Annotated in this window: 23 protein-coding genes; 16 read left to right on the top strand and 7 right to left on the bottom strand. The window is 73.7% G+C overall.

Translation table 11 applies throughout. The features are described from left to right. Positions 1-48: 48 nt before the first annotated feature. Complete coding sequence (locus ACSDG8_RS29190; protein ID WP_439427438.1) at positions 49-1,074, bottom strand: methyltransferase; 1,026 nt, start codon at positions 1,072-1,074, stop codon at positions 49-51. A 163-nt stretch (positions 1,075-1,237) separates the two neighbouring features. On the opposite strand from ACSDG8_RS29190, the gene ACSDG8_RS29185 reads away from it, so the two are divergent. Then, the gene (locus ACSDG8_RS29185) at positions 1,238-2,101 is read left to right on the top strand and encodes a TauD/TfdA dioxygenase family protein (RefSeq protein ID WP_439427437.1); all 864 of its coding nucleotides are present in this window, start codon (positions 1,238-1,240) and stop codon (positions 2,099-2,101) included. A 7-nt stretch (positions 2,102-2,108) separates the two neighbouring features. On the opposite strand, the gene ACSDG8_RS29180 is transcribed toward ACSDG8_RS29185, so the two are convergent. After that, entirely contained in the window at positions 2,109-3,275 is a 1,167-nt protein-coding gene (locus ACSDG8_RS29180; RefSeq protein WP_439427436.1) for a cytochrome P450, read from the bottom strand. 171 nt (positions 3,276-3,446) lie between these two features. Between ACSDG8_RS29180 and ACSDG8_RS29175 the strand changes: the two genes are divergently transcribed. Then, positions 3,447-4,634 carry a nucleotide disphospho-sugar-binding domain-containing protein gene (locus ACSDG8_RS29175; protein ID WP_439427435.1) on the top strand — a complete coding sequence of 396 codons (1,188 nt, stop codon included), beginning with the start codon at positions 3,447-3,449 and terminating at the stop codon, positions 4,632-4,634. A gap of 21 nt (positions 4,635-4,655) precedes the next feature. After that, on the top strand, positions 4,656-5,858 hold the full coding sequence (locus ACSDG8_RS29170; RefSeq protein ID WP_439427434.1) for a cytochrome P450: 1,203 nt from the start codon (positions 4,656-4,658) through the stop codon (positions 5,856-5,858). A 4-nt stretch (positions 5,859-5,862) separates the two neighbouring features. Here the strand turns inward: ACSDG8_RS29170 and ACSDG8_RS29165 are convergent, their stop codons facing one another. Next, positions 5,863-7,272 (bottom strand): condensation domain-containing protein, encoded by a 1,410-nt coding sequence (locus tag ACSDG8_RS29165; protein ID WP_439427433.1) that lies wholly within the window; start codon positions 7,270-7,272, stop codon positions 5,863-5,865. A 65-nt stretch (positions 7,273-7,337) separates the two neighbouring features. Between ACSDG8_RS29165 and ACSDG8_RS29160 the strand changes: the two genes are divergently transcribed. The 3 genes from ACSDG8_RS29160 (at position 7,338) to ACSDG8_RS29150 (ending at position 9,699) form a co-directional block, all read left to right on the top strand. Beyond that, positions 7,338-8,018 (top strand): 4'-phosphopantetheinyl transferase family protein, encoded by a 681-nt coding sequence (locus ACSDG8_RS29160; RefSeq protein WP_439427432.1) that lies wholly within the window; start codon positions 7,338-7,340, stop codon positions 8,016-8,018. Positions 8,019-8,104: 86 nt separating this feature from the next. Then, on the top strand, positions 8,105-8,374 hold the full coding sequence (locus tag ACSDG8_RS29155; RefSeq protein WP_210892260.1) for a phosphopantetheine-binding protein: 270 nt from the start codon (positions 8,105-8,107) through the stop codon (positions 8,372-8,374). Positions 8,375-8,385: 11 nt separating this feature from the next. Next, positions 8,386-9,699 carry a glycosyltransferase gene (locus ACSDG8_RS29150; protein ID WP_210892258.1) on the top strand — a complete coding sequence of 438 codons (1,314 nt, stop codon included), beginning with the start codon at positions 8,386-8,388 and terminating at the stop codon, positions 9,697-9,699. Positions 9,700-9,706: 7 nt separating this feature from the next. Here the strand turns inward: ACSDG8_RS29150 and ACSDG8_RS29145 are convergent, their stop codons facing one another. The 4 genes from ACSDG8_RS29145 to ACSDG8_RS29130 all read right to left on the bottom strand — a co-directional run bounded on the left by ACSDG8_RS29145 (position 9,707) and on the right by ACSDG8_RS29130 (position 13,659). Continuing rightward, positions 9,707-10,945 carry a beta-ketoacyl-[acyl-carrier-protein] synthase family protein gene (locus ACSDG8_RS29145; RefSeq protein ID WP_210892256.1) on the bottom strand — a complete coding sequence of 413 codons (1,239 nt, stop codon included), beginning with the start codon at positions 10,943-10,945 and terminating at the stop codon, positions 9,707-9,709. A 38-nt stretch (positions 10,946-10,983) separates the two neighbouring features. Continuing rightward, entirely contained in the window at positions 10,984-11,244 is a 261-nt protein-coding gene (locus tag ACSDG8_RS29140) for an acyl carrier protein (protein WP_210892253.1), read from the bottom strand. Between the two features lie 96 nt (positions 11,245-11,340). After that, the gene (locus tag ACSDG8_RS29135) at positions 11,341-12,612 is read right to left on the bottom strand and encodes a cytochrome P450 (protein ID WP_210892251.1); all 1,272 of its coding nucleotides are present in this window, start codon (positions 12,610-12,612) and stop codon (positions 11,341-11,343) included. Positions 12,613-12,687: 75 nt separating this feature from the next. Beyond that, positions 12,688-13,659 carry a PaaX family transcriptional regulator gene (locus tag ACSDG8_RS29130; protein ID WP_210892249.1) on the bottom strand — a complete coding sequence of 324 codons (972 nt, stop codon included), beginning with the start codon at positions 13,657-13,659 and terminating at the stop codon, positions 12,688-12,690. A 242-nt stretch (positions 13,660-13,901) separates the two neighbouring features. Here ACSDG8_RS29130 and ACSDG8_RS29125 point away from each other — a divergent pair, with 242 nt between their 5' ends. The 10 genes from ACSDG8_RS29125 (at position 13,902) to ACSDG8_RS29080 (ending at position 23,080) form a co-directional block, all read left to right on the top strand. Further along, entirely contained in the window at positions 13,902-15,269 is a 1,368-nt protein-coding gene (locus ACSDG8_RS29125; protein WP_439427431.1) for an extracellular catalytic domain type 1 short-chain-length polyhydroxyalkanoate depolymerase, read from the top strand. A 144-nt stretch (positions 15,270-15,413) separates the two neighbouring features. After that, positions 15,414-15,794, top strand: a complete 381-nt coding sequence (locus ACSDG8_RS29120) for an ArsR/SmtB family transcription factor (RefSeq protein ID WP_210892245.1) — start codon at positions 15,414-15,416, stop codon at positions 15,792-15,794. Further along, on the top strand, positions 15,748-16,215 hold the full coding sequence (locus ACSDG8_RS29115) for an SRPBCC family protein (RefSeq protein ID WP_210892243.1): 468 nt from the start codon (positions 15,748-15,750) through the stop codon (positions 16,213-16,215). The genes ACSDG8_RS29120 and ACSDG8_RS29115 overlap by 47 nt, the downstream gene beginning before the upstream one ends. 117 nt (positions 16,216-16,332) lie before the next feature. Then, entirely contained in the window at positions 16,333-17,463 is a 1,131-nt protein-coding gene (locus tag ACSDG8_RS29110) for an ABC transporter permease (RefSeq protein WP_439427430.1), read from the top strand. Then, the gene (locus ACSDG8_RS29105) at positions 17,460-18,185 is read left to right on the top strand and encodes an ABC transporter ATP-binding protein (RefSeq protein ID WP_210892239.1); all 726 of its coding nucleotides are present in this window, start codon (positions 17,460-17,462) and stop codon (positions 18,183-18,185) included. The genes ACSDG8_RS29110 and ACSDG8_RS29105 overlap by 4 nt, the downstream gene beginning before the upstream one ends. 58 nt (positions 18,186-18,243) lie before the next feature. Then, positions 18,244-18,828 (top strand): TetR/AcrR family transcriptional regulator, encoded by a 585-nt coding sequence (locus tag ACSDG8_RS29100; protein WP_210892237.1) that lies wholly within the window; start codon positions 18,244-18,246, stop codon positions 18,826-18,828. A gap of 387 nt (positions 18,829-19,215) precedes the next feature. Continuing rightward, a complete protein-coding gene (locus ACSDG8_RS29095; protein WP_439427429.1) occupies positions 19,216-21,243 on the top strand; it encodes an FAD-dependent oxidoreductase in 2,028 nt (675 codons plus the stop codon). Positions 21,244-21,306: 63 nt separating this feature from the next. Further along, positions 21,307-22,383 carry a class I SAM-dependent methyltransferase gene (locus ACSDG8_RS29090; RefSeq protein WP_439427428.1) on the top strand — a complete coding sequence of 359 codons (1,077 nt, stop codon included), beginning with the start codon at positions 21,307-21,309 and terminating at the stop codon, positions 22,381-22,383. Further along, complete coding sequence (locus ACSDG8_RS29085; protein ID WP_210892232.1) at positions 22,383-22,694, top strand: hypothetical protein; 312 nt, start codon at positions 22,383-22,385, stop codon at positions 22,692-22,694. Before ACSDG8_RS29090 ends, ACSDG8_RS29085 begins: the two co-directional genes overlap by 1 nt. Further along, positions 22,694-23,080, top strand: coding sequence for a hypothetical protein (locus ACSDG8_RS29080; protein ID WP_439427427.1), 387 nt, complete (start codon positions 22,694-22,696; stop codon positions 23,078-23,080). The genes ACSDG8_RS29085 and ACSDG8_RS29080 overlap by 1 nt, the downstream gene beginning before the upstream one ends. Positions 23,081-23,102: the final 22 nt, after the last annotated feature.

Below are 23,102 nucleotides of genomic sequence, written 5' to 3'. Positions count from 1 at the left end.
CGTCAATGATCGGGCGCACGGGACGGCACCGGACAGGTGCGACGCGCCTCAGGCGCCGGCGGCGAACTCCATGAGCGTGAGCCCGTCGGCGCCGTGGTAGGTGCGCCGGGGCGACAGGCCCGCGGCGGCGGCCAGCCCGGCGTACTCGGGCACCCCGCGCTCGCGGCCACCGACGAGCACCAGCATCCGCAGGTCGTACGGGGACAGGTGCGGCACGTGCGGCACCGTCGGCAGCACCTCGATGACGAGCACCCGGCCGGCCGCCCCGGCCGCCTCGGCGCAGCGCCGCAGGATCGCGGCGGCGTGCGCGTCGCTCCAGTCGGTGAGCGCGCGCGAGACCACGTACACGTCGGCGCCGGGCGGCAGCGGGGCGAAGAAGTCGCCGGTCACGGTCTCGGCCCGGCCGACCAGGCCGCACTCGGCGAACGTGGCGGCGGCGGTGGCCACCGGCTCGGCCCGGTCGACGAGCGTGCCCCGCAGGTGCGGATGGGCGCCCAGCACCTCCCGCAGCAGCCCGCCGGCGCCCCCGCCCACGTCGACCACGTGGCGCGCCTCGTGCCAGGGGTAGAGCGCCGCGACCTCGGGCGCGGTGAACCGCTGCTGGCTGAGCATCAGCGCGTCGAAGTAGGCCCGGTGGTCCGGGTGGGCGTCCAGGTCGGCCCAGAAGTCCCGCCCGTGCACCTCGCGGTAGCCGGGCCCGCCGGTGCGGATCGCGTGCGGCAGCCCGGCCCAGGCCAGGTCCATCCGCGCGCCGAGGCCGCCGAGGTCCAGGTAGGCGCCGAGGCCACCGCCCTCACGGTCGCAGAGCAGCTCGCCGACGTCGGTCAGCGCGAAGACGTCCGGCGACACCTCGACGAACACGCCCCGGTGCGCGAGGTAGCGCAGCAGGCGGCCCAGCGCGGCGGCGTCGGCGCCGCAGGCGCCGGCCAGGTCGGGCAGAGCGGTGACGCCGTCGGCGATCAGATCCGGCACGCGCAGCGTCACCACCGTGCGGACCGCGAACGGGGTGGCCAGGTCGGTGAGCCGGTCGAGCCGCTCCGCCGCGTCACCCTCGATCGGGGCATCGATCGCCACCCGCGCCCTCCTCCCACGTCGCGGGCCGGCCTCGCCGCCCCCGCCGGCACCGAATGGTTCCAGGTGCACGGCGGGTGAGTCAACGACGACGGCTGGTGAGGACATTCACGGACGTGGAACAATGCGCGGACCAGCCGTGGCGCGCAGACCGGAGGGATCATCGATGACCACATCCATCGCGGCCGAGGTCCGGCTCGTCGCCGGCGCGCTGGGCGCCGAGGTCCACGGCATCGATCTCAACACGCTCACCGACGAGGGGTTCGCGCTGGTCCACGACCTGCTGCTGAAGCACCAGGTGGTCTTCCTCGCCGGCCAGACCGGGCTGACGCCGCAGGCGCACGTGGCGTTCGGCCGCCGCTTCGGCGAGGTCGAGCTGCACCCCTACCTGCCCCGGCTGGAGGGGCACCCGGAGATCGTCCTGATCGACTCCGCCGACGGCGGCAAGGTCGACGTCTGGCACACCGACATGACGTTCCACCAGAGCCCGCCGATCGCCTCGATCCTGCACCTGGTCCAGTTGCCCGAGGTCGGCGGCGACACCATGTGGACGAACCAGTGCCGGGTCTACGAGGCGCTGTCCGCGCCGATGCGGGACCTGCTCGACGGGCTGACCGCGGTGCACGTCATCCGAATCGGCACCGAGTTCACCAGTCGCGCGGAGCACCCGGTGGTCCGGGTGCACCCGGAGACCGGGCGCCGCTCGCTGTACGTCAACCGGCTGTTCACCTCGCACATCCCGCAGCTGACCCGCAACGAGAGCGACGCGCTGCTGGAGCACCTGTTCACCTTCTCCGAGAGCCCCCAGTTCACCTGCCGCTACCGGTGGCGGGCCGGGGACGTCGCGGTGTGGGACAACCGGGTCACCCAGCACTACGCGGTGAACGACTACGAAGGACTGCGCCGCGGGCAGCGGATCACCGTGCTCGGCGACCACCCGGCCGGGGACCCGCCGCGCTGGGAGCACTACGTGCCGGCGCCCGGCCAGCGCTACTGGCCGGACCGGGTCAACGCGGTGGAGAGCTACTGACCGCCGTTCACCAGGTGACCGGGAACGAGGCGATGCCGCCGTTCATCCGGTCGTGCCGCCACGGGATCTGCGCCGGCGGCACCGCCGGCGACAGCGCCGGCATCCGGGTCAGCAACGCGCCCAGGGACAGCTCCACCTGCATCCGGCCCAGCGCCGTGCCGAGGCAGAAGTGCGGCCCGAAGCCGAAGGTCAGGTGCGGGACGGCGGGCCGGCGGTCGATGTCGAACACGTTCGGCTCCGGGAAGAACCGGGGGTCGCGGTTGCCGGCCCACGGGACCGCCATCACGCAGTCCCCGGCCCGCATGGCGACGCCGCCGAGGACCAGGTCCTCCCGGACGACCTGTACCCGGAACATGGCGCTCACCGAGGTGTAGCGCAGGATCTCGTCGGTGGCCGCGGAGAGCTTCTCCGGCGCCGCGCGCAGCTTGGCCAGCTGCTCCGGGTGCTGGAACAGCGCGAGCAGTCCCGCGCTCGTCGAGTTGATCTCCAGCCCGCCGAGCAGCACCCCCATGGCCAGCTCGACCAGTTCGGCGTCGGCCAGCTCGTGGGTGCCGCGGACCCAGGCCGAGAGCAGGTCGTCGCCGGGCTCGGCCCGCTTGCGCGCGAGCTGACCGGCCAGGTAGTCCCGCAGCTGGGCCTGCGCGTCCGCGGCGTCGGCCGAGCCGTACGCGGTGACCGAGTTCAGCCCCTCGGTCCAGGCGTAGAAGCGGGGACGGTCGGCGGCCGGCACGCCGAGCACGTCGCACACCACGAACACCGGCAGCGGCGCGACCAGCCCGGCCACCACGTCGGCCGGGCGCGGGCCGGCGAGCATCGCGTCGACCAGCTCGTCCACCAGCCGCTGCACCCGGGGCCGGAACGTCTCGATGCGGCGCGCGGTGAACGCCCGGGCGGCCACCCGGCGCACCGCCGCGTGCGGCGCACCGTCCATGTTCAACTCCCGGGGACCGCCGCCGTCCGGCGTCGCGGTGGCGCCGAGCGGAAGCCGCGAGAAGCGGGGGTCGGCCAGGACCGTGCAGCAGTGCTCGTAGCCGAGCACCAGCCAGGCGGCCCGCCCGTCGGGCAGCCGCACCCGGCTGACCGGCTCCGCCACGACCATCTCCAGCAACTCGGCGGGAAGATCGCCGGTGAATGGTTCGAACGGATAGGAACGCAACCCGGAATTGACGCTCACCGCACCACCCGCCTGCTGATCGCGGCCCACCTCGGGCATCGGCTAAGACTCCAGCATCGGTTAGCCCGGCGTCAATATCCATTGCGGCCGTCCGCGGCCTTCCGCGTACCCGCGTCCATCACCTAGCATCGGTTGGCCAGGACTGCCGTTTCGCGCGCGGATTGGTGGGATTTGACTGCGGCTCTGCGAATTCTGATCTCGACGTGGGGCTGGCGGTCGCATTTCTACAGCCTGGTCCCGCTCGGCTGGGCGCTCCAGGCCGCCGGCCACGAGGTGCGGGTGGCCAGCCACCCCTCGATGGTCACCTCGATCAGCTCGGCCGGGCTCGCCGCCGTGCCGCTGGGCGCCGACGTCGACTTCGCCGCCGCGTTCGCCGGCCGGATCGGCGCGGTGGCCCCGCTCGGCGGGCCCGCCACGGCGGGCGCCGTGGAGCCGGCGATCACCGCCGACGGCGGGGTGGTCCGGTTCGCCGACGCCGTCCTCGACGAACTGGTCTCCTTCGGCCGGTCCTGGCGGCCGGACCTCCTCCTCTGGGAGCCGTTCAACCTGGCCGCGCCGGTGGCCGCCGCCGCGCTCGGCCTACCCGGCGTGCTGAACCTGTGGGGACCGGACTCCTCGACCACGCTGCGCCTGGACCCGGACTCGGTGATCGGGCCGCTCGCCGCCCGGTTCGGGCTCGCCGCCGCCGAGGTGGCGTTGGACGGCGTGCTGACGCTCGACCCGGTGCCGCCGCCGATGCAGGTGCCGATGCGGCGCCCCGGCCGCCCGGTGCGGTTCGTGCCGTACAACGGCCCGGCCGTGCTGCCGCCCTGGCTGCGCCGCCCGGCGGACCGGCCACGGGTGTGCGTCACGGCGGGCACCATGATGGCCGGCGCGGGCCTGGACGACCGGCTCGACCTGGCCGGGGTGATCCGCGCGGTCGCCGGGCTGGACGTGGAGGTCGTCGTCGTGGTCGAACCGCGCCAGCGCGCGGCGCTGGGGCCGGTCCCGGCCGGGGTCCGCCTGGCCGACGGGCCGCTGGCGATGCGGCTGGTGCTGCCGACCTGCGCCGCGCTGGTGCAGCAGGGCGGGGCGGGCACCACCATGACCGCGCTCGCGTACGGCGTGCCGCAGCTCGTCCTGCCGCAGGTCAGCGACCAGCACTTCAACGGCGCACGGCTGGCGGCCACCGGCGCGGGCACCTGGCTGACGGACGAGCAGGCCACCGGCGCCGCGGTGCGGGACCTCGTCGGCGAGCTGGTCGCCGACGGACCGTGGCGGCGCGCGGCGGCGCTGATGCGCGACCGGGTCCGCGCGATGCCCTCCCCCGCCGAGCTGGTGCCGACGCTCGCCGCCCTGGCCCAGGGCCGCCCGATCTGACCGCCCTCGAAGGAGTCGCAGATGACGCAGGAGCCACCGGCCGTCCCGTACCCGCTCGCGCCGGCTCCCACGATCTACCACCCGTCGCCGGACTACACCCGGATGCGCGAGACGTGCCCGGTGGCCCGGGTCGAGCTGCCCGACGGGGCGTGCGCGTACCTGGCCACCCGGCACGCCGACGTGCGGCGCGTCTTCACCGACCAGCGGTTCAGCCGGGCCGCCGCGGCCGGCCCGAACCGCCCGACCCGGGAGCTGGGCTCGCTCGCGGAGGACTCGCTGATCGGGATGGACCCGCCCCGGCACACCACGATGCGCCGGGCCGTGTCGCACGCGTTCACCGTCCGCCGGGTGGAGGAGCTGCGCCCGAGGGTGGTGGCGCTCGTCGACGGCATGATCGACGAACTGGTGGCCGCAGGTCCGCCCGCCGACCTGATCACCCACGTCTCCGGTCCGCTGCCGATCTCCGTGATCAGCACGCTGTTCGGCATCCCCGAGCGGGACCGGGAGCGGGTACGCCGGTGGTCGGACGCGCTCGTCGGCGACTGGGACGCCGACCCGGAGGCGCCCCGGGCCGCGCTGGAGGCGTTCCGCGAGCTGATCGAGCAGCGCCGGCACGAGCCCGGCGACGACCTGATGAGCGCGCTCATCGCGGTCTGGGACGAGCACGACGACCTGACCGAACGGGAGCTGGTCTCGGTCACCGCCGGCATCTTCGTCGGCGGGCACGAGACCACCACCAACCAGCTCAACCTGTTCCTGCTCGTGCTGGCCCGCCACCCCGAACAGCTCGCCGCGCTGCGCGGCGACGACCCGGTCGCGGTGGCCCGGGCGGTCGAGGAGCTGTCCCGCTTCATCCAGCTCGGCGACAACGGGGTGCTGCTGCCCCGGGTGACGACCGAGGAGGTGGAGCTGGGCGGCGTACGCCTGCCGGCCGGCGCCGCGGTGCTGCCGGCGATCGCGTCGGCGAACCGCGACGCCACGGTGTTCCCGGGCGCTGACACGCTCGACCTGACCCGCGCGCACAACCCGCACCTGGCGTTCGGCGCCGGCCCGCACCACTGCCTCGGCGCGGCGCTGGCCCGGATGGAGCTGCAGGAGGCGCTGGGCGCGCTGCTGCGCCGGCTACCAGGGCTGCGGCTCGCCGTCGACGAGTCGCAGCTGCGGTTCCGGCCGGGGCTGGTGGTGCGCAGCCTGGAGTCGCTGCCGGTGACCTGGGACCGGTGACCGGTCAGCCGCCCGCCGATCCCGGGGTCACCCAGGTCGGCGCGGCGGGGTCCAGGGCCGCCTCCACCGCCACCTCCTCCACGCCGCGCAGCAGCCGTTCCGCCTGCTCCTCGGTGAAGCACCCGAAGTCGAAGATCACCTGGAGGTGGACCGTCTCCGGCTGGTCCTCGACGGTGATGAACACCTGCTCGGGCAGGTGGTCCAGCGGGCCGTCCCAGACCAGGTACGTCTCGTCGGCCCGGCGGCGGATCCGCTCGGCGGTCACCGGATCGTCGTGCAGCCCGCCGTCGGCCGCCTGCCGCGTGACCACCCGCCGGTCGTTGATCCGGCAGCTGATCCGGGCCGGATATCCGCGTTCGGCGTCCAGCTGCTCGGAGACCTCCGCGAGCTGCGCCGGGTCGTAGTAGGCGTACTTCCCGGCCGAGACCGCGGCCCGGCGGGCACGCGCCACCACCTCGTCCACGGTGGTGTCGGCGGTGTCGACGCGCAGCACGCCGTTCTGGCTCAGCGGGGCGATGGCCTCGGCGAAGCCCGGCCGGAACCGGTTGCCGACGATGAGCTTGGCGGTGAGCGGGCTGACGCCGGTGGCCCGGCCGATCGCGACCGCGATGACCGCCAGCAGCACGCGCGAGGTGTCGGTGCGGGTCCGCGCCGCGATGGCCCGCACCGCCAGGTACGCCGCCGGGGAGCTGAACCGGCCGTGCCAGTACCGGTGCCCCCGGCGCCCACCGGCGGCCGGCTCGCCGAACGTCAGCGGCGGGATGTCCCGCAGGTGCTCCGCCCAGTGCCGGACGGCCCGGTCGCTGACCCGGCGCAGCGGCGGCGTCTCCTCCCGCCGGCCCAGGTCGAGGATCTGCACGGTGCGCGGGTCGGCGACCCGGCGGACCGGGCGGCCGGCCAGGCCCAGGTCGGCCAGGAGAAGCGACGTGGCGGTGCCGTCGACCACGAGGTGGTCGATGGTCAGCACCCGGTGCACCAGGGCGCCCCGGTGCCGGATCACCGCCATCTTCACCGACCAGTCGCGGTAGAGGTCGTAGTGGCTCAGCAGCCGGGCGTGGCCCAGGTCGTAGGCGAACGTGGCCACGTCGGCCGGGTCGGCGTCGTCCGGTACGTCCACCACGTCCAGGACCGTCTCGCCGCTCGCGGACACGACCTGGCACGGGCCGCCCCCGTCGCCGGCGCCCAGCCGCATCCGCAGCGCCGGATGACGGGCCATCAGCGCGGCGAACTCGGCCGCGACCTGCTCGACGGTGACGCCCGGCGGCACCGGGTGGGCGCCGCTGACGTTGTGCGTCCAGCCGGTCTCCCGCATGTCCTGCATGATCGCCTTCTGCCCCCAGGTCAGGGGCGCGGCGCCGGCGCCCGGCCCGGCGAACGCGACGGGAACGTGGGCCTGGACCGTCTGCGCGAACACCGGTCAATCAGAGCAACGGGCATCGGTGTGTGTCAACGCGACGGCGCACCGTTACGCTGCCGTCCATGCGCGACGCCGTGCGGGTCTGGGTGCTCGCGGCCGGGGCGGACCCGGACGAGCTGGCCCGGTATCGGACGGTGCTCGACCCGGCCGAGCGGGCCCGGGCCGCCCGGCTCGCCGCCGGCGCGCTGCGGGACCGGTTCACAGTGGCGCACGGCGCGCTGCGCGTGCTGGCCGGGCGGGCCACGGGCGCGTCACCGGGGGCGCTGACCTGGCGCCGCGGCCGGTACGGCAAACCGGCGCTGACCGGGCCGTGGCACGGCCTGCACACCAGCCTGTCCTACTCCGGCGATCTCGTCGCGGTGGCGCTCAGCGAGGGCCGCCCGGTCGGGGTGGACATCCAGCACGTCGCGCCGGGCGGGGACCCGGTGTCGGCGTCCGCGCGCTTCTTCCACCCGCGGGAGGCGCGGCACGTCGCCGCCGGATGCGACCAGGCCGCCCGGGCACGGCGGTTCGTCCGGCTGTGGGCCCGCAAGGAGGCGGCCGTCAAGGCGGCCGGGGGCCGGCTGTGGCCCAACCTCGGGATGCCGGTGGACCGGGCCGACGTGGTCGAGTGCGCCGACCCGGCCGGGTTGCACCGGCTCGCCGACGTGGCCGCGCCGCAGGGGTGCGCGGTGGCGGTGGCGCTGGCCGGCGACGAGCCGTACGCCGTCGAGTGCCGCACCGAACTCGGTGACTGTCGGTGACCACCACCGCACCCGTTGACACTCGCCGATGTCCCCTGCTCTGATGACTCCATGCTGGAGCGCGTGATCGACCCGTGGGAGCCCCGGTGCTAGAACACGACGCGCCGCCGCGGGACGAGGTAGTGGAACGCCTGACCGTGCTGCTGACCCGCATGCTGCGGCCGGACGCGCCGGTCACCGAGCAGACCCAGCTGATGGACGAGCTCGGCCTCAGCTCCTCGCTCGGCCTGGAGCTGCTGCTGACGCTGGAGGACGAGCTGGAGATCCAGATCGACGTCGAGGAGCTGGACGAGGACCGGATGGCGACGCTCGGGGACCTGGCCGACTACATCACCGCCAACTCCACCGCGCGCTGAGCATGCCCACTGTGGACCGGCCGAGCCTGAGCGTGGTGGTGCCCGCGCACGAGAACCCGTCCGCGCTCGACACCACCCTGCGCTCGCTGACCCGGCAGACGCTGCCGGCCGCCGACTTCGAGGTCGTCGTCGGCGACGACGGGTCGGCCGTCGCGCTGGAGCCGGTGGTGGACGCGTACCGGGGCCGGCTGCGGATCGAGTACGTGCGCAGCGAGCGCAACCGGGGTCGCAGCGCCAACCGCAACGCGGCGGCGGCCCGGGCCCGCGCGGCCACGCTGATGTTCCTGGACGCCGACACGGTGGCGCATCCCACGCTGCTCAAGCGGCACCGTGACTTCCACGCCGGACGCGCCGGGCGGCCCGGGGTGCTGCTCGGGCAGCGGTACGACCTCGACTGGGCCGGCGCGGACGCGCTGCGCCGGGGCGACCCGGTCGTGCCGGCGATGCTCGACGCCGAGCGCGGCGACCCGCGGCTGGAGGACACCGCCCTTCCGCAGCGGATGGCCGACTTCCCCAGCGCGCCCTGGGTGCTCGGCCTGACCCACAACGCGTCGGTGGACCACGAGTCGTTCCGGCGCGTCGGTGGCTTCGACGAGGCGATGGTCAAGTGGGGCTTCGAGGACCTGGAGTTCTTCTACCGGGTGTTCCACCTGCACGGCGCCCCGCCGGAGCTGTTCCGGCTGGACGTCGACGCGCTCTCCTACCACCTCCCGCACTTCCGCAAGACGTCCAACGGGATCGCCTCGATGGACAACATGAAGTACCTGCTGCGCAAGCACCTGCGGTACGACGTCGAGGCGCTGTACGGCATCAACACGTTCGGCCGGCACCTGGGCCGGATCCGGCTCTACGGCGCGGCGATCGAGGCGTACCGCTCCGGTGGCCTGGGCCGGCCTGCAGTGCTTCCGGAGTCGCTGCGCGACGAGCTGACCACGAGCGCCGCGCTGGTCGTCGGCAACGGCGTGTCCGCGCTCGACCTGGGCCCCGGGTCGCACACGTTCGACCACGACGCGCCGGTCGGCGAGACGAACTCCCACCTGCTCGGCACCGTGCTCCAGCAGTTCAAGGCGGGTGCGCTGGACGTGATCGTCAACGTCGACATGTGGCGCTGCCTGCTCCCCGAGGACCTGCCGGCGTTCCTCACCCGTGGGCTGCTCAAGGCCGACCGGATCGACCTGGTCGCCTCCCGTACCGGCCCCGATCAGCGCGCGCTGCTGCCGGTGCCGCTCGTCGCCGACCTGGACTACGTGGCCGACATGCTGCGCCCGCACTTCACCGTCGCCGTCGCCGCGTACGACGTCGCCACGGTGATCACGCTCCGCTGACAGCCGTTCAGGCGGGCCGTGCCAGGACGAGGCTGACGTTGTGGCCGCCGAAGCCGAACGAGTTCGACAGCACCGCTTCCACGGCCGTCGCGCGTGCCCGCTGCCGGATGTGGTCGACCTCGCCGTCGCGCTCCGGCTCCTCCAGGTTGCGGGTGGGCGGCAGCAGGCCGCGGCGCAGCGCCTCGACGCCGATGGCCGCCTCGATCACGCCGGAGACGCCGAGCATGTGCCCGGTCACGCCCTTCGTCGAGCTCAGCGGCGGCGGGTTCGCGCCGTAGACGTCGGCGAGCGCGGCCAGCTCGGCGGCGTCCCCGGCCCGGGTGCTGGTGCCGTGCGCGTTGACGTACCCGACGTCGCCGGGCGCCAGGCCGGCGTCGCGGACGGCCAGGCGCATGCACCGGGCCGCGCCGGCGCCGTCGGGGCGCGGCGTGGTCGGGTGGTGGGCGTCGTTCGTGGCGCCCCAGCCGAGCACGTCGGCGTGCCGGCGGGCGCCGCGCGCGGCGGCGTGCGCGGCGCGTTCCAGGACGAACACGCCGGCGCCCTCGCCGAGGACGAGCCCGTTGCGGCGGCGGTCGAAGGGGCGGCTCGCGGCGGTCGGGTCGGCCCAGCCGTGGGCGAGCGCCCGGGCGTTGCCGAACGCGTCGGCGAACGTCGGGAACAGTGGAGCCTCGGCGCATCCGGCGAGCACCACGTCCGCGTCGCCGGCGCGCAGGATGCGCAGGGCCTCGCCGATGGACTGCGCGCCGGCCGCGCACGCCGTGCCGATCGACGAGGTGTAGCCGTGGATGCCGAACTTGATCGCGATCCGGGCCGCGCCCATGTTCGGCAGCGTCCCGGGCAGCATGTACGGGCTGACCCCGAACCGCCCGCGCGCGGCCCGCTGGAGCACCTGCTCCTCCAGTGTGGACAGCCCGCCGACGCCGGAGACGACGACTGCCACCCGGTAGCTGTCGACGTCGTGGCCGATCCGCAGTCCGGCGTCGGCGAGCGCGTCCTCGGCCGCGCGCAGCACCATGACGATCGACCGGTCCACGACGCGGGACTCGGGGCCGGGCAGCACGGTGGCCGGATCGATCGGCGGGGCGAACGCGGCGACGTCGACCACGCCGTGCAGCGGATGGCCGGCCGGTGGCCGGGTGAGCCCGGAGCGGCCGTCGCAGACCGCGTCGAACACCTCGGCCGCGGTGGCGCCGACCGGGCTGACGAGCCCGATGCCGGTGACAGTGACCCGTTCGCGCACGCTCACCGGACCCGGTGCGGCCGGGCGCCGTGCCCTGGCATCGGTCAGTGCGCCGAGGCCGGCGCGATACGCGCCGCCACCGCCTGGCAGAACTCGCCGACGGTCATCATCGCGAGATCCTCCGCCTCGTCGTCGTCGAACGCGACCCCGAACCGGTCCTCCACCCGTACCGCGAGCTCGGCCAGGCCGAGGGAGTCCACGTCGAGCCCGGCCGGGCCGAAGACGGTGTCGTCGTCGACGTCGCTGACGTCGTACTTCATCTCGGTCAGTGCGGCGAGGAGGAACGCGCGGATCTCATCGGTCATGTCCGGTGTTTCCCTTCCACGGTGCCCTGGCGGCGCTCGGCCTGCTCGACGGAACCTCGGTGAGACACGGAACCGACACTCCGCGTAGCATCGACCTTACTCGATCAGGTTGGTTTGGCAAGGTACCCGGTCGGCCGATGGGCGGGCGCCGGTCAGCCGTACCGGCAGCCGGTCGTACCCGCGCAGCATCAGCGCGCGGCGCGGCCCGGGTTCGGCGGTCAGCGCCGGGAAGCGCTCCAGCAGGCGGGGCAGCACCAGCCGCCCTTCGGCTCGGGCCAGCGTCGCGCCGAAGCAGTAGTGCGGCCCGGCACTGAACGCCAGGTGCCGGTTGTCGGCGCGGGACGGGTCGAACCGGTCCGGATCGGGGAAGCGGCGCGGGTCCCGGTTCGCCGCGCCGGTCAGCACCACCACCGTCCGCCCGGCGGGCACCGGCAGGCCGGCGACCTCGGTGTCCGCTGCGGCGTACCGGACGGCGAAGTGCACCGGCGGCTCGTACCGCAGGATCTCCTCCACGTAGGACGCGGCGAGCGACGGATCGGCGCGCAGCTCGGCCCGCGCGGCCGGGCGCTCGGCGAGCAGCACCAGCCCGTTGCCGAGCAGGTTCGCGGTGGTCCGGAACCCGGCGTTGTACATGATGATCAGGTTGGCCAGCAGCTCGTCGGCGGTCAGCCGGCCGGGTTCGGCCTCGACGCCGCGCAGCAACGCGGAGACGAAGTCGTCACGCGGCGTCGACCGGCGCGCGGCGATCAGGCCGGTGAAGTACGCGGTCAGCTCCGCCGCCGCGACGTTGGCGGCCCGGACCTCGCGCATGGACCGGCGGCCGATCTCCAGCACCGCGTCGAACGCGCGGACCCGGGGCGGGAACCACTCCCGGTCCTCCTCCGGCACGCCCAGCAGCTCGCCGATGACATCGCTGGGCAGCCGCAGCGCGAAACGCGCCATGAAGTCGACGGGCCGGCCGTCCGCGCCGGCCTCGGCGAGCCGGTCGAGCAGGTCGTCGGCGATGCGCTCGATCGCCGGCTCCAGCGCGGCGACCCGGCGCGGGGTGAGCGCCTGGGAGAACAGGTGCCGGACGCGGAGGTGGTCGCGCTCGGCGGCGTTGAGCATTGACGACTGGAGGATCCGTGTCACCTGGTGCTGACGCCAGCGGACGCCGGCCCGGTCCAGGTAGTCGGCGCCGAGCACCCGGAACTCGGGGTCACGCAGCACCCGGTTGACCGCGTCGTAGCCGTGCACGACGAGCGCGTGCGGGTCGGCGGGCCGCAGCCGGGCCGCCTCCCCCGCCTCGTGCAGCCGGGCGTAGAACGGGTACGGGTCGCGCCGCACCTCGTCGCCGAGCAGCTCGTCGAGGGAGACGGGGACGCCCATGGCCACTCCTCGCGGTCACCGCAGTCCCGTGACCATAGACTCACCGCTGCCGATGTGTCCACGGACCGCCGGCGGTCACTCCTGGCCCGCCCCGCAGGCGTCCTCGCGTACGCCGGCGAGCATGTCGGCGGTGGTGTGCGCCTGGATGCCGGACGGCACCGGATCGGCGAACCGCGCGACGACCGCCCGGACGTGGCGCTGCGCGGGTTCGGCCAGTCCGTCGTAGACGGCGGTGAACAGGTCCCGGGCGGGCCGGCGCAGCCACCCGGGCGGAAGCAGCTCCAGTGGCAGCCGCGGGTCGAGCGTGGGGAACCGCCGGTAGGTGTCCATCACCTCGGTGCGGGCTCGCACCGCCGCCGGGCCGTCGACGGACTCCAGCCGGGACGCCAGCGGAGTCCACCGGCGCAGGAACTCCTCGTACTGGGCGCTGATCGCGGCGATGTCCCAGGCGTCGACGGGGGCGCGCTGGCCGGTGACGTCCAGCGCGTCCTGCCGGCCCCGGAACACGGTGACCGCGCCGGGCGCCAGTTGCGCCAGGCGCGACCGGGCCGGCTCCCCCAGCTCGTACGGGGAGATCCACAGTCCGTCGTACAGCGGCGCGAAGCCGAGCCAGCGCAGTTGCCCGCGCAGCGCGCGGCGTTGCGTGCCGCGGTCCTGCGGCAGCGAGAACGCGACCACCGTCCAGCATCCGTCCCACGGCTGCGGGTCGACTGTGGAGGCGACGATCCAGCTCCCGCCGGCGGAGAGGTCGGCGGCGACGGCGCGGCTGAGCCGGTAGAAGCTGTTGCGGCCCTGCCGGCTGCCCTCCAGCACGCCGCGGCGGGCCAGCCGGCTGATCGCGGTACGGGCACCGGCGCTCGTCACCCCGGTCTCGGCGAGCAGCTCGACGATCGCGGCGGACGGCAGCGGGGCCCGGGTACGCAGCGTGTAGTCGGCCAGGAGGGTCACCGCCACGCTCTGCGGAGAGGTGCCGGCCTGCCGCCGGGGCAGCCGGGGCGTGGGCGCCTCGTCCGGGTAGATCTCCTCGATGTCGAACGGGCTTGGCACACGCGCTCCGGGCTCGGCTCAGGGACGGAGCACCGACTCTAGACGAACGCCGCCGCGACACATCGGCGCGCTTCGATTGACAGTTCACCGCCCGACGGGAACACTATGTGCCATATGAGCGCGGAGCCGGGCCGGGCGAGCCACATTCCGTGAGCGAGGCGCGACACCGCTGCCGTCCGGGCGGCCGGCGCGGCGCGTGACCGCTCATTCCCGCCTGCACACAGGCGATCGAAGGAGTCTCCGTGAGAATCAGAGCCAAGATGGTGGTGGCCCTGGCCGCGTCGCTGGTAGCGGCCGGCCTGGTGATCCCCACCGTGCAACCCGCGTACGCGGCGTCGCTGACCGAGGTAACCAGCTTCGGCGACAACCCGGGGCGGATGCGCATGCACGTCTACGTGCCGGACAACCGCCCGTCCCGGCCGGCCACGGTGGTGGCCATGCACGGCTGCGGCGGTTCCGGCCCCGGCTTCTACTCCGGCAGCGAGTTCGCCGGGCTGGCCGACCGGTACGGCTTCATCGTGATCTATCCCAGCGCGACCCAGCAGGCCGGCTTCGGCAACTGCTTCGACACGTGGTCCGACGCGGCCAAGCGCCGCGGCGGCGGCAGCGACCCGGTGTCGCTCATCTCGATGGTTCGCTACGTGCAGCAGCAGTACGGCGCCGACCCGGACCGGGTCTACGCCACCGGCAGCTCGTCCGGCGGCATGATGACGAACCACATGCTGGCGCTCTACCCGGACGTCTTCAAGGCCGGCGCGGCGTTCATGGGCGTGCCGTTCAACTGCTTCGCCGGCGCCGCCGACTACCCGCCCGGGTCCAGCCAGTGCACCGGCGGGAACATGAACCGCACCCCGCAGCAGTGGGGCGACGCGGTCCGCCAGGCGTACCCCGGCTACACCGGGCCCCGTCCCCGGGTGCAGCTCTGGCACGGCACCAACGACACGCTCGTGCCGTACTCGCTGCTGCAGGAGACGATCGAGCAGTGGACGAACGTGTTCGGGCTCAGCCAGAACCCCACCTCCACCGACACGCCGCAGTCCGGCTGGAACCGGCGGCGCTACGCCGACTCCACCGGCACCGTCCAGGTCGAGGCGTACAGCATCCAGGGCGCCGGGCACAGCCTGCCGTCGTCCGGCATGGCCGCGGCGGCGGTGGCCTTCTTCGGCCTGACCACCACGCCCGGCCCGACCACGCCGCCGCCGGGACCGACCACTCCCCCGCCCGGGCCGACCACGCCGCCGCCCGGCCCCACCACGCCGCCGCCGGGTCCGACCACGCCGCCGCCCGGCACCGGCGCCTGCTCGGTGAGCATCGAGCTGAACGCCTGGAACAACGGGCTGACCGAGAACATCACCATCAGCAACACCGGCTCGACCGCGGTGAACGGCTGGTCCCTGGCGTTCACCCTGCCCGGCGGCCAGACCATCACCTCGGGCTGGAACGCCTCGTACTCCCCCTCGTCGGGCCAGGTGACGGCGCGCAACGTCTCCTACAACGCGGTCATCCCGGCCCGCGGCTCGACCACCATCGGCTTCCAGGCCACGCACACCGGCAACACCGCGCGACCCAGCTCGTTCACCCTCAACGGCCAGCCCTGCACGCTGACCTGACCGGAGCGCCTCGACACCGGTGACGTCCGGCCGGCGGCCCCGCGACCCGAACGGTCGCGGGGCCGTCGCGCGTGTGCGGAACGCACCGCGCCGCGTCGGCCGAGAACATTGAACCGGGAGGTTCAGTGTCGTACAGTGAACCATGTGGTCCAGCAAGAGACGCTCGACCGGGTCTTCGCCAGCCTGGCCGACCCCACCCGACGCGACATCCTGATCCGGCTCGGCACGGGTCCGGCCACCATCAGCGAGCTCACCGAGCCCACCGGGATGAGCCTCACCGGCATGCGCAAGCACGTGCGCGCGCTGGAGGACGCCGGTCTCGTGGTGACGCAGAAGGTCGGCCGGTCCCGGCAGTGCCGACTCAGCGAGGCCCCGCTGGACGCGGCGATGGCCTGGATCAGCTTCTACCGGCGCCTCTGGGCACGCCGCCTGGACGGCCTCGACGCCTATCTCACTCTCACCACGGAGGACCGCGACCATGACGCTCCAGATCCACCTGACCCGGCTCCTTCCGGGCACGCCTGAGGAGGCGTTCGACGCCTACACCGACGCCGGCAAACAGAAGATCTGGTTCGGCATCCTGGACGAGGAGCCGGGCATCGTGGAGATCGACGTCGACCTGCGGGTCGGCGGGAAGCAGACAGCGGTCTGGGGCCCCTCCCCCGACATGCTGTTCCGCGAGACGCAGACGTTCCTGGAGATCGACCGCCCGCACCGCCTGGTCACCGAGTCCGCCGGCAGCAGCCCGGACGGCGAGACGATGACCACCCGCGTCGAGGTCACCTTCGAGGAGAAGGACGGCGGCACACTGATGACTGTGACGCAGAGCGGCTTCCCGGCCCCGGAGCTGCGCGACTTCTTCGCCACCGAGGTGTGGACGGGGGCGTTCGCCCGCATCGAGGCGTACCTGGCGCGGGAGCGCGGGACGCTGCCCTCGTCCGGCTGACCCGGGCCGCGCCGTCACGGAGTGTGGTCGGATAGACAGCGGCGCGTCCCGCCTTTTGCCGACACCGTGTTGATAAGATCGCGACATGGTGTCGACAAATGTGAGAGGTGACGGCTGATGTTCCTGGCCATTCGCGAACTGGGGTTCGCGCGGCTGCGATTCGCCCTGATGGGGGCCGTGATCGCGCTGATCTCGGTGCTGATGGTGATGCTGTCCGGCCTGTCCGTCGGGCTGGTCCGCGACGGCGTCTCCGGCCTGCAGAACCTGCCGGTCACCTCGTTCGCGTTCGCCCACGGCGTGCAGCACGACTCGGCGTTCTCGCGCAGCGTGGTGGACGCCTCGGCGGTGGACACCTGGCGCGACCAGCCCGGCGTGGCGGAGGCGACCCCGTTCGGCAACACGCTCATCAACGGGCGTACCGACGGTGGCACCGAGGTCGACCTGGCGCTGTTCGGCGTCGAGACCGACTCGTTCCTGTCGCCCGCCGTCAGCGAGGGCGACCGGCTCGGCCCGGCGGACGGGATCGTGGTGAGCCCCACCGCGATCGACGCGGGCCTGCGCGTCGGCGACACCGTGACGGTGGACCGGCTGGGCACGCGGCTGCGCGTCGTCGGCGTCACCGAGCAGCAGGACACCTTCGGCCACGTCGACGTGGCGTACGTGCCGCTGGCCATGTGGCAGGCCGTCAAGTCCGGCACCCCGGCCGGCACGCAGGTGCCGGCGCAGGCCGCCCAGGAGATCACCGCCGTCGCGGTCCGCGCGGCCGACGGCGACTCGGTGGACCTGGCCGCGGGCGACAAGGCCGCCGGCACGGAGAGCCTGACGCTCGAGGAGTCCTACGGCGCCTCGCCGGGCTACACCGCCGAGACGACCACGCTCCAGTTGATCCAGGGCTTCCTCTACGCGATCTCGGCGCTCGTGGCCGGCGCGTTCTTCGCGGTCTGGGCGATCCAGCGCAAGCAGGAGGTCGCCGTGCTGCGGGCGCTCGGCGCCTCGACCCGCTGGGTGCTGCGCGACGCCCTCACCCAGGCACTGATCCTGCTGGCCGTCGCCATCGCCGTCGGCATGGGGATCGGCCTCGGCCTCGGCGCGCTGATCTCCGGCGGCAACGTTCCGTTCGCGTTGCACCCGCAGAGCATCGCCGCCGCCGCTGCCGGACTGCTCGTGCTCGGCCTGGTCGGCGCGGCAGCCGCCGTCGTCCGCCTCACCTCCATCGACCCGGCGACCGCCCTGGGAGGCAACCGATGAGCAGCCGGCCCACCCCGTCCCCCTCGACATCGGGCACCGCCCCGGCCGACCTCGGCCTGGTCATGCGCGGCGTCCACCTGCGCCACGGCGACGGCGCGGAGACCGTGCACGCGCTGGACAACGTGGACCTGACCGTCGCGCCGGGCGAGCTGGCCGCGGTCGTCGGGCCGTCCGGCGCGGGCAAGTCCAGCCTGCTCGCCGTCGCCGGCGGGCTGGCCCGCCCCGACCAGGGCACCGTCACCGTGGCCGGCCACGACATGACGGTGTCCAGCCGCCGGGCGCGCACCGAGCTGCGCCGCCGGCACGTGGGGTTCGTGTTCCAGTCGGGCAACCTGCTGCCCGCGCTGACCGCCGCCGACCAGCTGCGCCTGCCGCTGCGGCTGGGCGGGCGGCGGGACCGCGCCGGACGCGACCCGCTGGAGATGCTCGCGCACGTCGGCCTGGCCGGTAAGGCCGACCGCCGGCCGCACCAGCTCTCCGGCGGCGAGCGGCAGCGCGTCGGCATCGCCCGGGCGCTGATGACGCAGCCGTCGGTGCTGCTGGTGGACGAACCCACAGCGGCGCTGGACCGGGCCCGCAGCCACGACATCGTCCAGTTGCTCGCCCAGGAGGCACGGGAGCGGTCGGTGGCGGTGGTCATGGTCACTCACGATCACGACGTGCTGCAATACTGTGACACCGTCTACGAGATGATCGACGGCAAGCTCGCCACGAGCAGCTGACCGCGACGGCAGGGCGCGACGCGGACCCGGTGCACACACCGGAGACTTGGAGGTTGGCGTGCCGAAGATCCAGGCCTCAACCGTCGCCGAGCACCGGGCCGCCCAGCGGGCGGCGCTGCTCGACGCCGCCCGCGCCCTGCTGTCGCAGGACCCGGACCAGATCCCCAGCCTCGCCGACGTGGCGCGGCACGCCGGCCTGGCCCGGTCCAGCGCGTACTCCTACTTCAAGTCGCGCACCGACATGTTCGACGTGCTCGTCGCCGACACCTTTCCCCGGTGGTCGGCCTTCGTCGAGAACCAGATGGCCGAGGCCCGCACGCCGGGGTCGAGGATCCTGGCGTACGTCGAGGCCAACCTGCAACTGGTTGCCCGGGGCGACCACGCGCTGGCCCGGGCGATGGCGACCGTGGGCAACAGCGAGGTGCTGGCAACCTCCAGCCGGCTTCTGCACGACAGTCTCGAGGCACCGCTGCGCGCCGCTCTCGCCGAGCACGGGGCGAGCGACCCGAACCGGATGGCCGAGGTCATCCAGTCGATCGTCTACGCCCTCAGTCGCATGATCGAGAACGGCCTCGACCTTCCGGCGGCCACCGGCCTCGCCCGCGAGCTGCTCACGCCGTACGTGCGCACCGCCGCGGCCTGACCCGCACCCCCCGTCCCGCTCCGCGACCGCGGCTCTGACCGCCGTCGCGCGCGCCCGGCCGCCCGCCGGCGGCTGTCCCTCCGAACCGGACGGTGCGGGTCCGGCCGACCGAACGATCGACGCGACCGCCGCCCGGTAGCCGGGCGGCGGCACTGTCATCGGGTCCGGCCACCCGAACGATCGAGCCACGAATCGACGAACCTTGCCCGCCTGCGTTCCGCCTAGTGGAACAGCAGGTCAGAGGCGGTGCAGATGCATTAAGTTACCGATCAGTAGCCTGTTGACGGAGACCGGCGTCACCCCTACCGTTCCACTCAATCGAACGGCGTACGGTTCATCCGAACGCCCTCGGCCCAGCCGAGCGCGGCCCGAACAGGAAGCCCGGACATGCCTGACGACAAGCTTCTCGCCCTCCTCTCGCCCACCCGGCTCGGTCGTCTCACGTTGCGGAACCGGGTCTTCGTCCCCGGGCACACCACCAACTTCGGACTGAACAACGTGCCCACCGGGCGCCACGTCGCCTACCACGCGGAACGAGCCCGTGGCGGCGTCGGCCTGATCATCACCGAGGCGATCCGCGTGCACCCCACGAGCGCGGGCCGCAGCATCAGCCTCGGCAGCTTCGACGACTCGTCGATCCCGGCGTACGCGGCGGTGACCGAAGCCGTGCACGAGCACGGCGCGCGCATCTTCGCCCAGATCATGCACGCCGGCCGGCAGGCGAACGGGGACGCGACCCGCACCGCCGCCTGGTCCTCGTCGCCGGTACCGTGGGCGGCCGGCTCGCACGTGCCGCACGCGATGGGACGCCGGGACATCGCCGTCGTCGTCGAGGCGTTCGCCGCCGCCGCACGCCGGATGCGCGAGGCCGGCTTCGACGGCCTGGAGGTGCACGCCGGCCACGGCCACCTGCTGCAGCAGTTCCTCTCGCCGCACACCAACACCCGCGACGACGCGTACGGCGGCAGCCTCGAAAACCGGATGCGACTGACCCGCGAGGTGCTCACCGCAGTGCTGGCCGCCGCGCCGGACATGCCCGTCGGCCTGCGGGTCAGCGCCGACGAATTCCTGCCCGGCGGCCTCGACCCGGCCGCGGTGCTGGAGATCGTCGGAAAGCTGCGCGCCGACTTCCCGCTCGCCTACGTGCACGTCAGCCACTCCGCCTACCACGGCAGCTGGTCGCTGGCGACGCAGATGGCGGACATGAGCTTCGGCCACGCCCCGTTCCGGCACCACGCGGCGCTGTTCAAGCAGGAGTTCCCCGACCTGCCGGTGCTGGCGGTGTGCCGGCTGGACAGCCTGCCGGAGGCCGCCGAGCTCGTCGCCGCGGGCGAGGCCGACCTGGTCGGCCTGGCCCGCCCGCACATCGCCGACCCACACCTGGTCCGCAAGGCCGAGCAGGGCCGCCAGCACGAGGTGCGCGCCTGCCTCGCCTGCAACCAGGGCTGCATCGGCCGGCTGGAGACCAGCCTGCCGATCTCCTGCGTGGTCAACCCGGAGGTCGGCGCCGAGCGGGAATGGGCGCAGGCCTGGCCGGAGCTGCCCGGGCCGTCCGGCGCGCGGAAGGTCCTCGTCGTCGGCGGCGGTCCGGCCGGCCTGGAGGCCGCCCTCTCCGCCCACCGGGCCGGGCACCAGGTGTCGGTGGTCGAGGCGCGCGGGCACCTCGGCGGGCAGGTGGAGCTGGCCGCGCGGGTACCCGGACGGGAACGGCTCGGCCTGCTCACCCGCGACCTGGCCCGCGACGTCGAGGCCGCGGGCATCCCGGTACGCCTGGACCACCGGATCGGCGTCGAGGACGTGGTGGCCGGCGGGTACCAGGACGTCGTCCTGGCCACCGGCTCCCGGCCCACCCGGCGGGAGCTGCCCGGCGGCCCGCCGGTGATCGACATCTGGCAGGCCGTCGACGCCCTGACCGACCCCGGCTTCCGCCCCACCGGCGCTGTCGTCGTGCTCGACGACGAGGGCACCTGGGCCGCCGCCTCGGTGGCCGAAGGGCTGGCCCGGCGCGGCGCCCGCGTCCACCTCGTCTCCCCCACCTCCTCGGTGAGCGCCAAGATCACCACGTACTCGCGGCTGGCGCTGCTCAAGCGCTTCGCGGACCTGGGGATCGCGGTGCACCCGATGCGCACGGCGCGCCCGGCCGGCGCCGACGCGGTCGCCCTGGGCGGCCCGCTCGCCGGCGCCGACACCCTCGTCGAGGACGTCACCACTGTCGTCGACGCCGGCTCGGCGCAGGCCGCCGACGAGTTGTACCGGCAGCTCGACGCGCTGCCCGACGGCCCCCGGATCCACGTCGTCGGCGACGCGAACGCCCCCCGCACGGCCTTCGAAGCCGTCTACGAGGGACGCATGGCGGGTGCGTTCCTCGGCAGCTACGACACCGCGTCCGCAGATCGCGTGCGGTACGCCCACTGACCCGTCCATCCCGGTCGCGGCCCGCCGCGGACCGGTCCTCCCCCACCTGAAGAGGAGACAAGCATGCTGGACATCGAGGAGCGCCTCACCCTGGATGAGCGTTCCGCCGTGGACTTCGTCCTCGGCCTGCGCAAGCGCTGGGCGGACACCGTCTACCCGGCGCTGCGCGAGGAGTACGGCGCCACCGGCGCGGCGGCCGCCACGATCACCGACGCGAGCCAGGTGCTGCGCGGGCTTCCGCTCTACCCGTGGTTCAGCCACCTGGAGCGGGTGCAGCAGAAGATGCTGTGGAAGATCGCCGGCGACGCGGTGCTCAGCCGCCGCGAGGAGCTGACCGACCAGCTGACGTCGGTGCCCGAGCAGCCGAAGGGCTCGCTGGAGCTGAACCCCGACCTGGAACTGCCCGACTGGTACACCGACTACGACATCCACATCCAGCCCGGCAGCTTCTTCTCCGACGACATGTCGGCCTACGTGTACGAGTTCGGGGCGCGCATCGTCATGCTGCGCGACAACGACGGCTACAAGTTCCACACGCTGTTCGCCAAGACCGCCCTGCCCGAGCTGCCCGCGGTGACCCGGATCGTCGACATCGGATGCGGCTTCGGCAAGAGCACCCGGCCGCTGCCCGCCAAGTACCCGACCGCGCAGGTGATCGGCGTGGACCTGGCCGCGCCGGGTCTGCGGCTGGCCCACGCCGAGGCCGAGGCGACCGGACTGGCGATCGACTACCGGCAGGCCGACGGCCGGGCCACCGGCATCGAGTCGGGCAGCTGCGACGTGGTCACCGGCACGATGGTGCTGCACGAAATGCCGTCCACCGCGATCCGGGAAACGATCGCGGAGGCGGCCCGCCTGCTCAAGCCGGGCGGCTCGCTGCGCTTCCTGGAGTTCATGCTCACCGGCGACCCGCTGCGCGACGCCACCGTCTACGAGCACGCCGAGCGCAACAACGAGCCGTTCTTCCACGACCTGTTCGGCTCCGACCTGATCGAGGTCTGCGCCGAGGCGGGCCTGACCGACGTCTCGTGGACCCCGTTCGACGAGCGCCGCAACGGCGTCCAGCCGCAGGGCTGGGGCGACCGTCCCGAATGGCACTTCCCCTGGGCCGTACTGGCCGCGACCAAGCCGGAGGCGTGATGAGCACCGAGTTCGACTACTTCGGAGACCCCAAGGTCGGCAAGCTGCTCGACCTGGTGCTGCAGCTCTCCACCGAGCTGCACGTGACCCGGCAGCGGGTACGTGTGGTCGAGACGCTGCTGACCCGTTCCGGCGCGCTGACCGAGGGCGCCGTCGACGGGTTCGTCTCCACCGAGGAGGAGCAGCGGGTCCTCGACCGGGACCGGGACGCGCTGCTGGCCCGCCTGATGCGCATCCTCACCGAGCACGGCCCCGCGGAGCACCCGCTGCGGGACCAGTGGGAGGCGGCGCTGAGCGAGAAGACCGGCTGATGAGCGCACCGGACGCGCCCGGCCTGATCGACCGGTACCTGCAGCTGTGCGAGGACCGCCGGCTCGACGAGGCCGGGGACTTCCTCGCACCGCAGGCCCGGCTGGTCTTCCCGGGCGGCCGGGAGTACTCCTCGCTGCGGGAGATGGCGGCCGCGTCGACCGGGACCTACCGGTGGGTCCGCAAGCACCGGGACCGCTACCTGGTGGGTGACGACGACGGGCGGGTCACTGTGACCTCGCTCGGGCGGCTGTACGGAGAGTGGCTCGACGGCACGCCGTTCGACGGCATCCGCTACGCGGATGTGTTCGTGCTCGACGGCGCGCAGATCGTCGAGCAGCACGTCTACAACGACCTGGCACTGGTCGCGTCGCTCCGCGACGCCTGATGGCAACGGTCGCGTCGCTCCG

Origin of the sequence: Micromonospora sp. LA-10 (assembly GCF_051853095.1) — a bacterium.
GTDB lineage: Bacteria > Actinomycetota > Actinomycetes > Mycobacteriales > Micromonosporaceae > Micromonospora > Micromonospora echinospora_A.
This window is presented reverse-complemented; position numbering and strand designations above follow the sequence as displayed.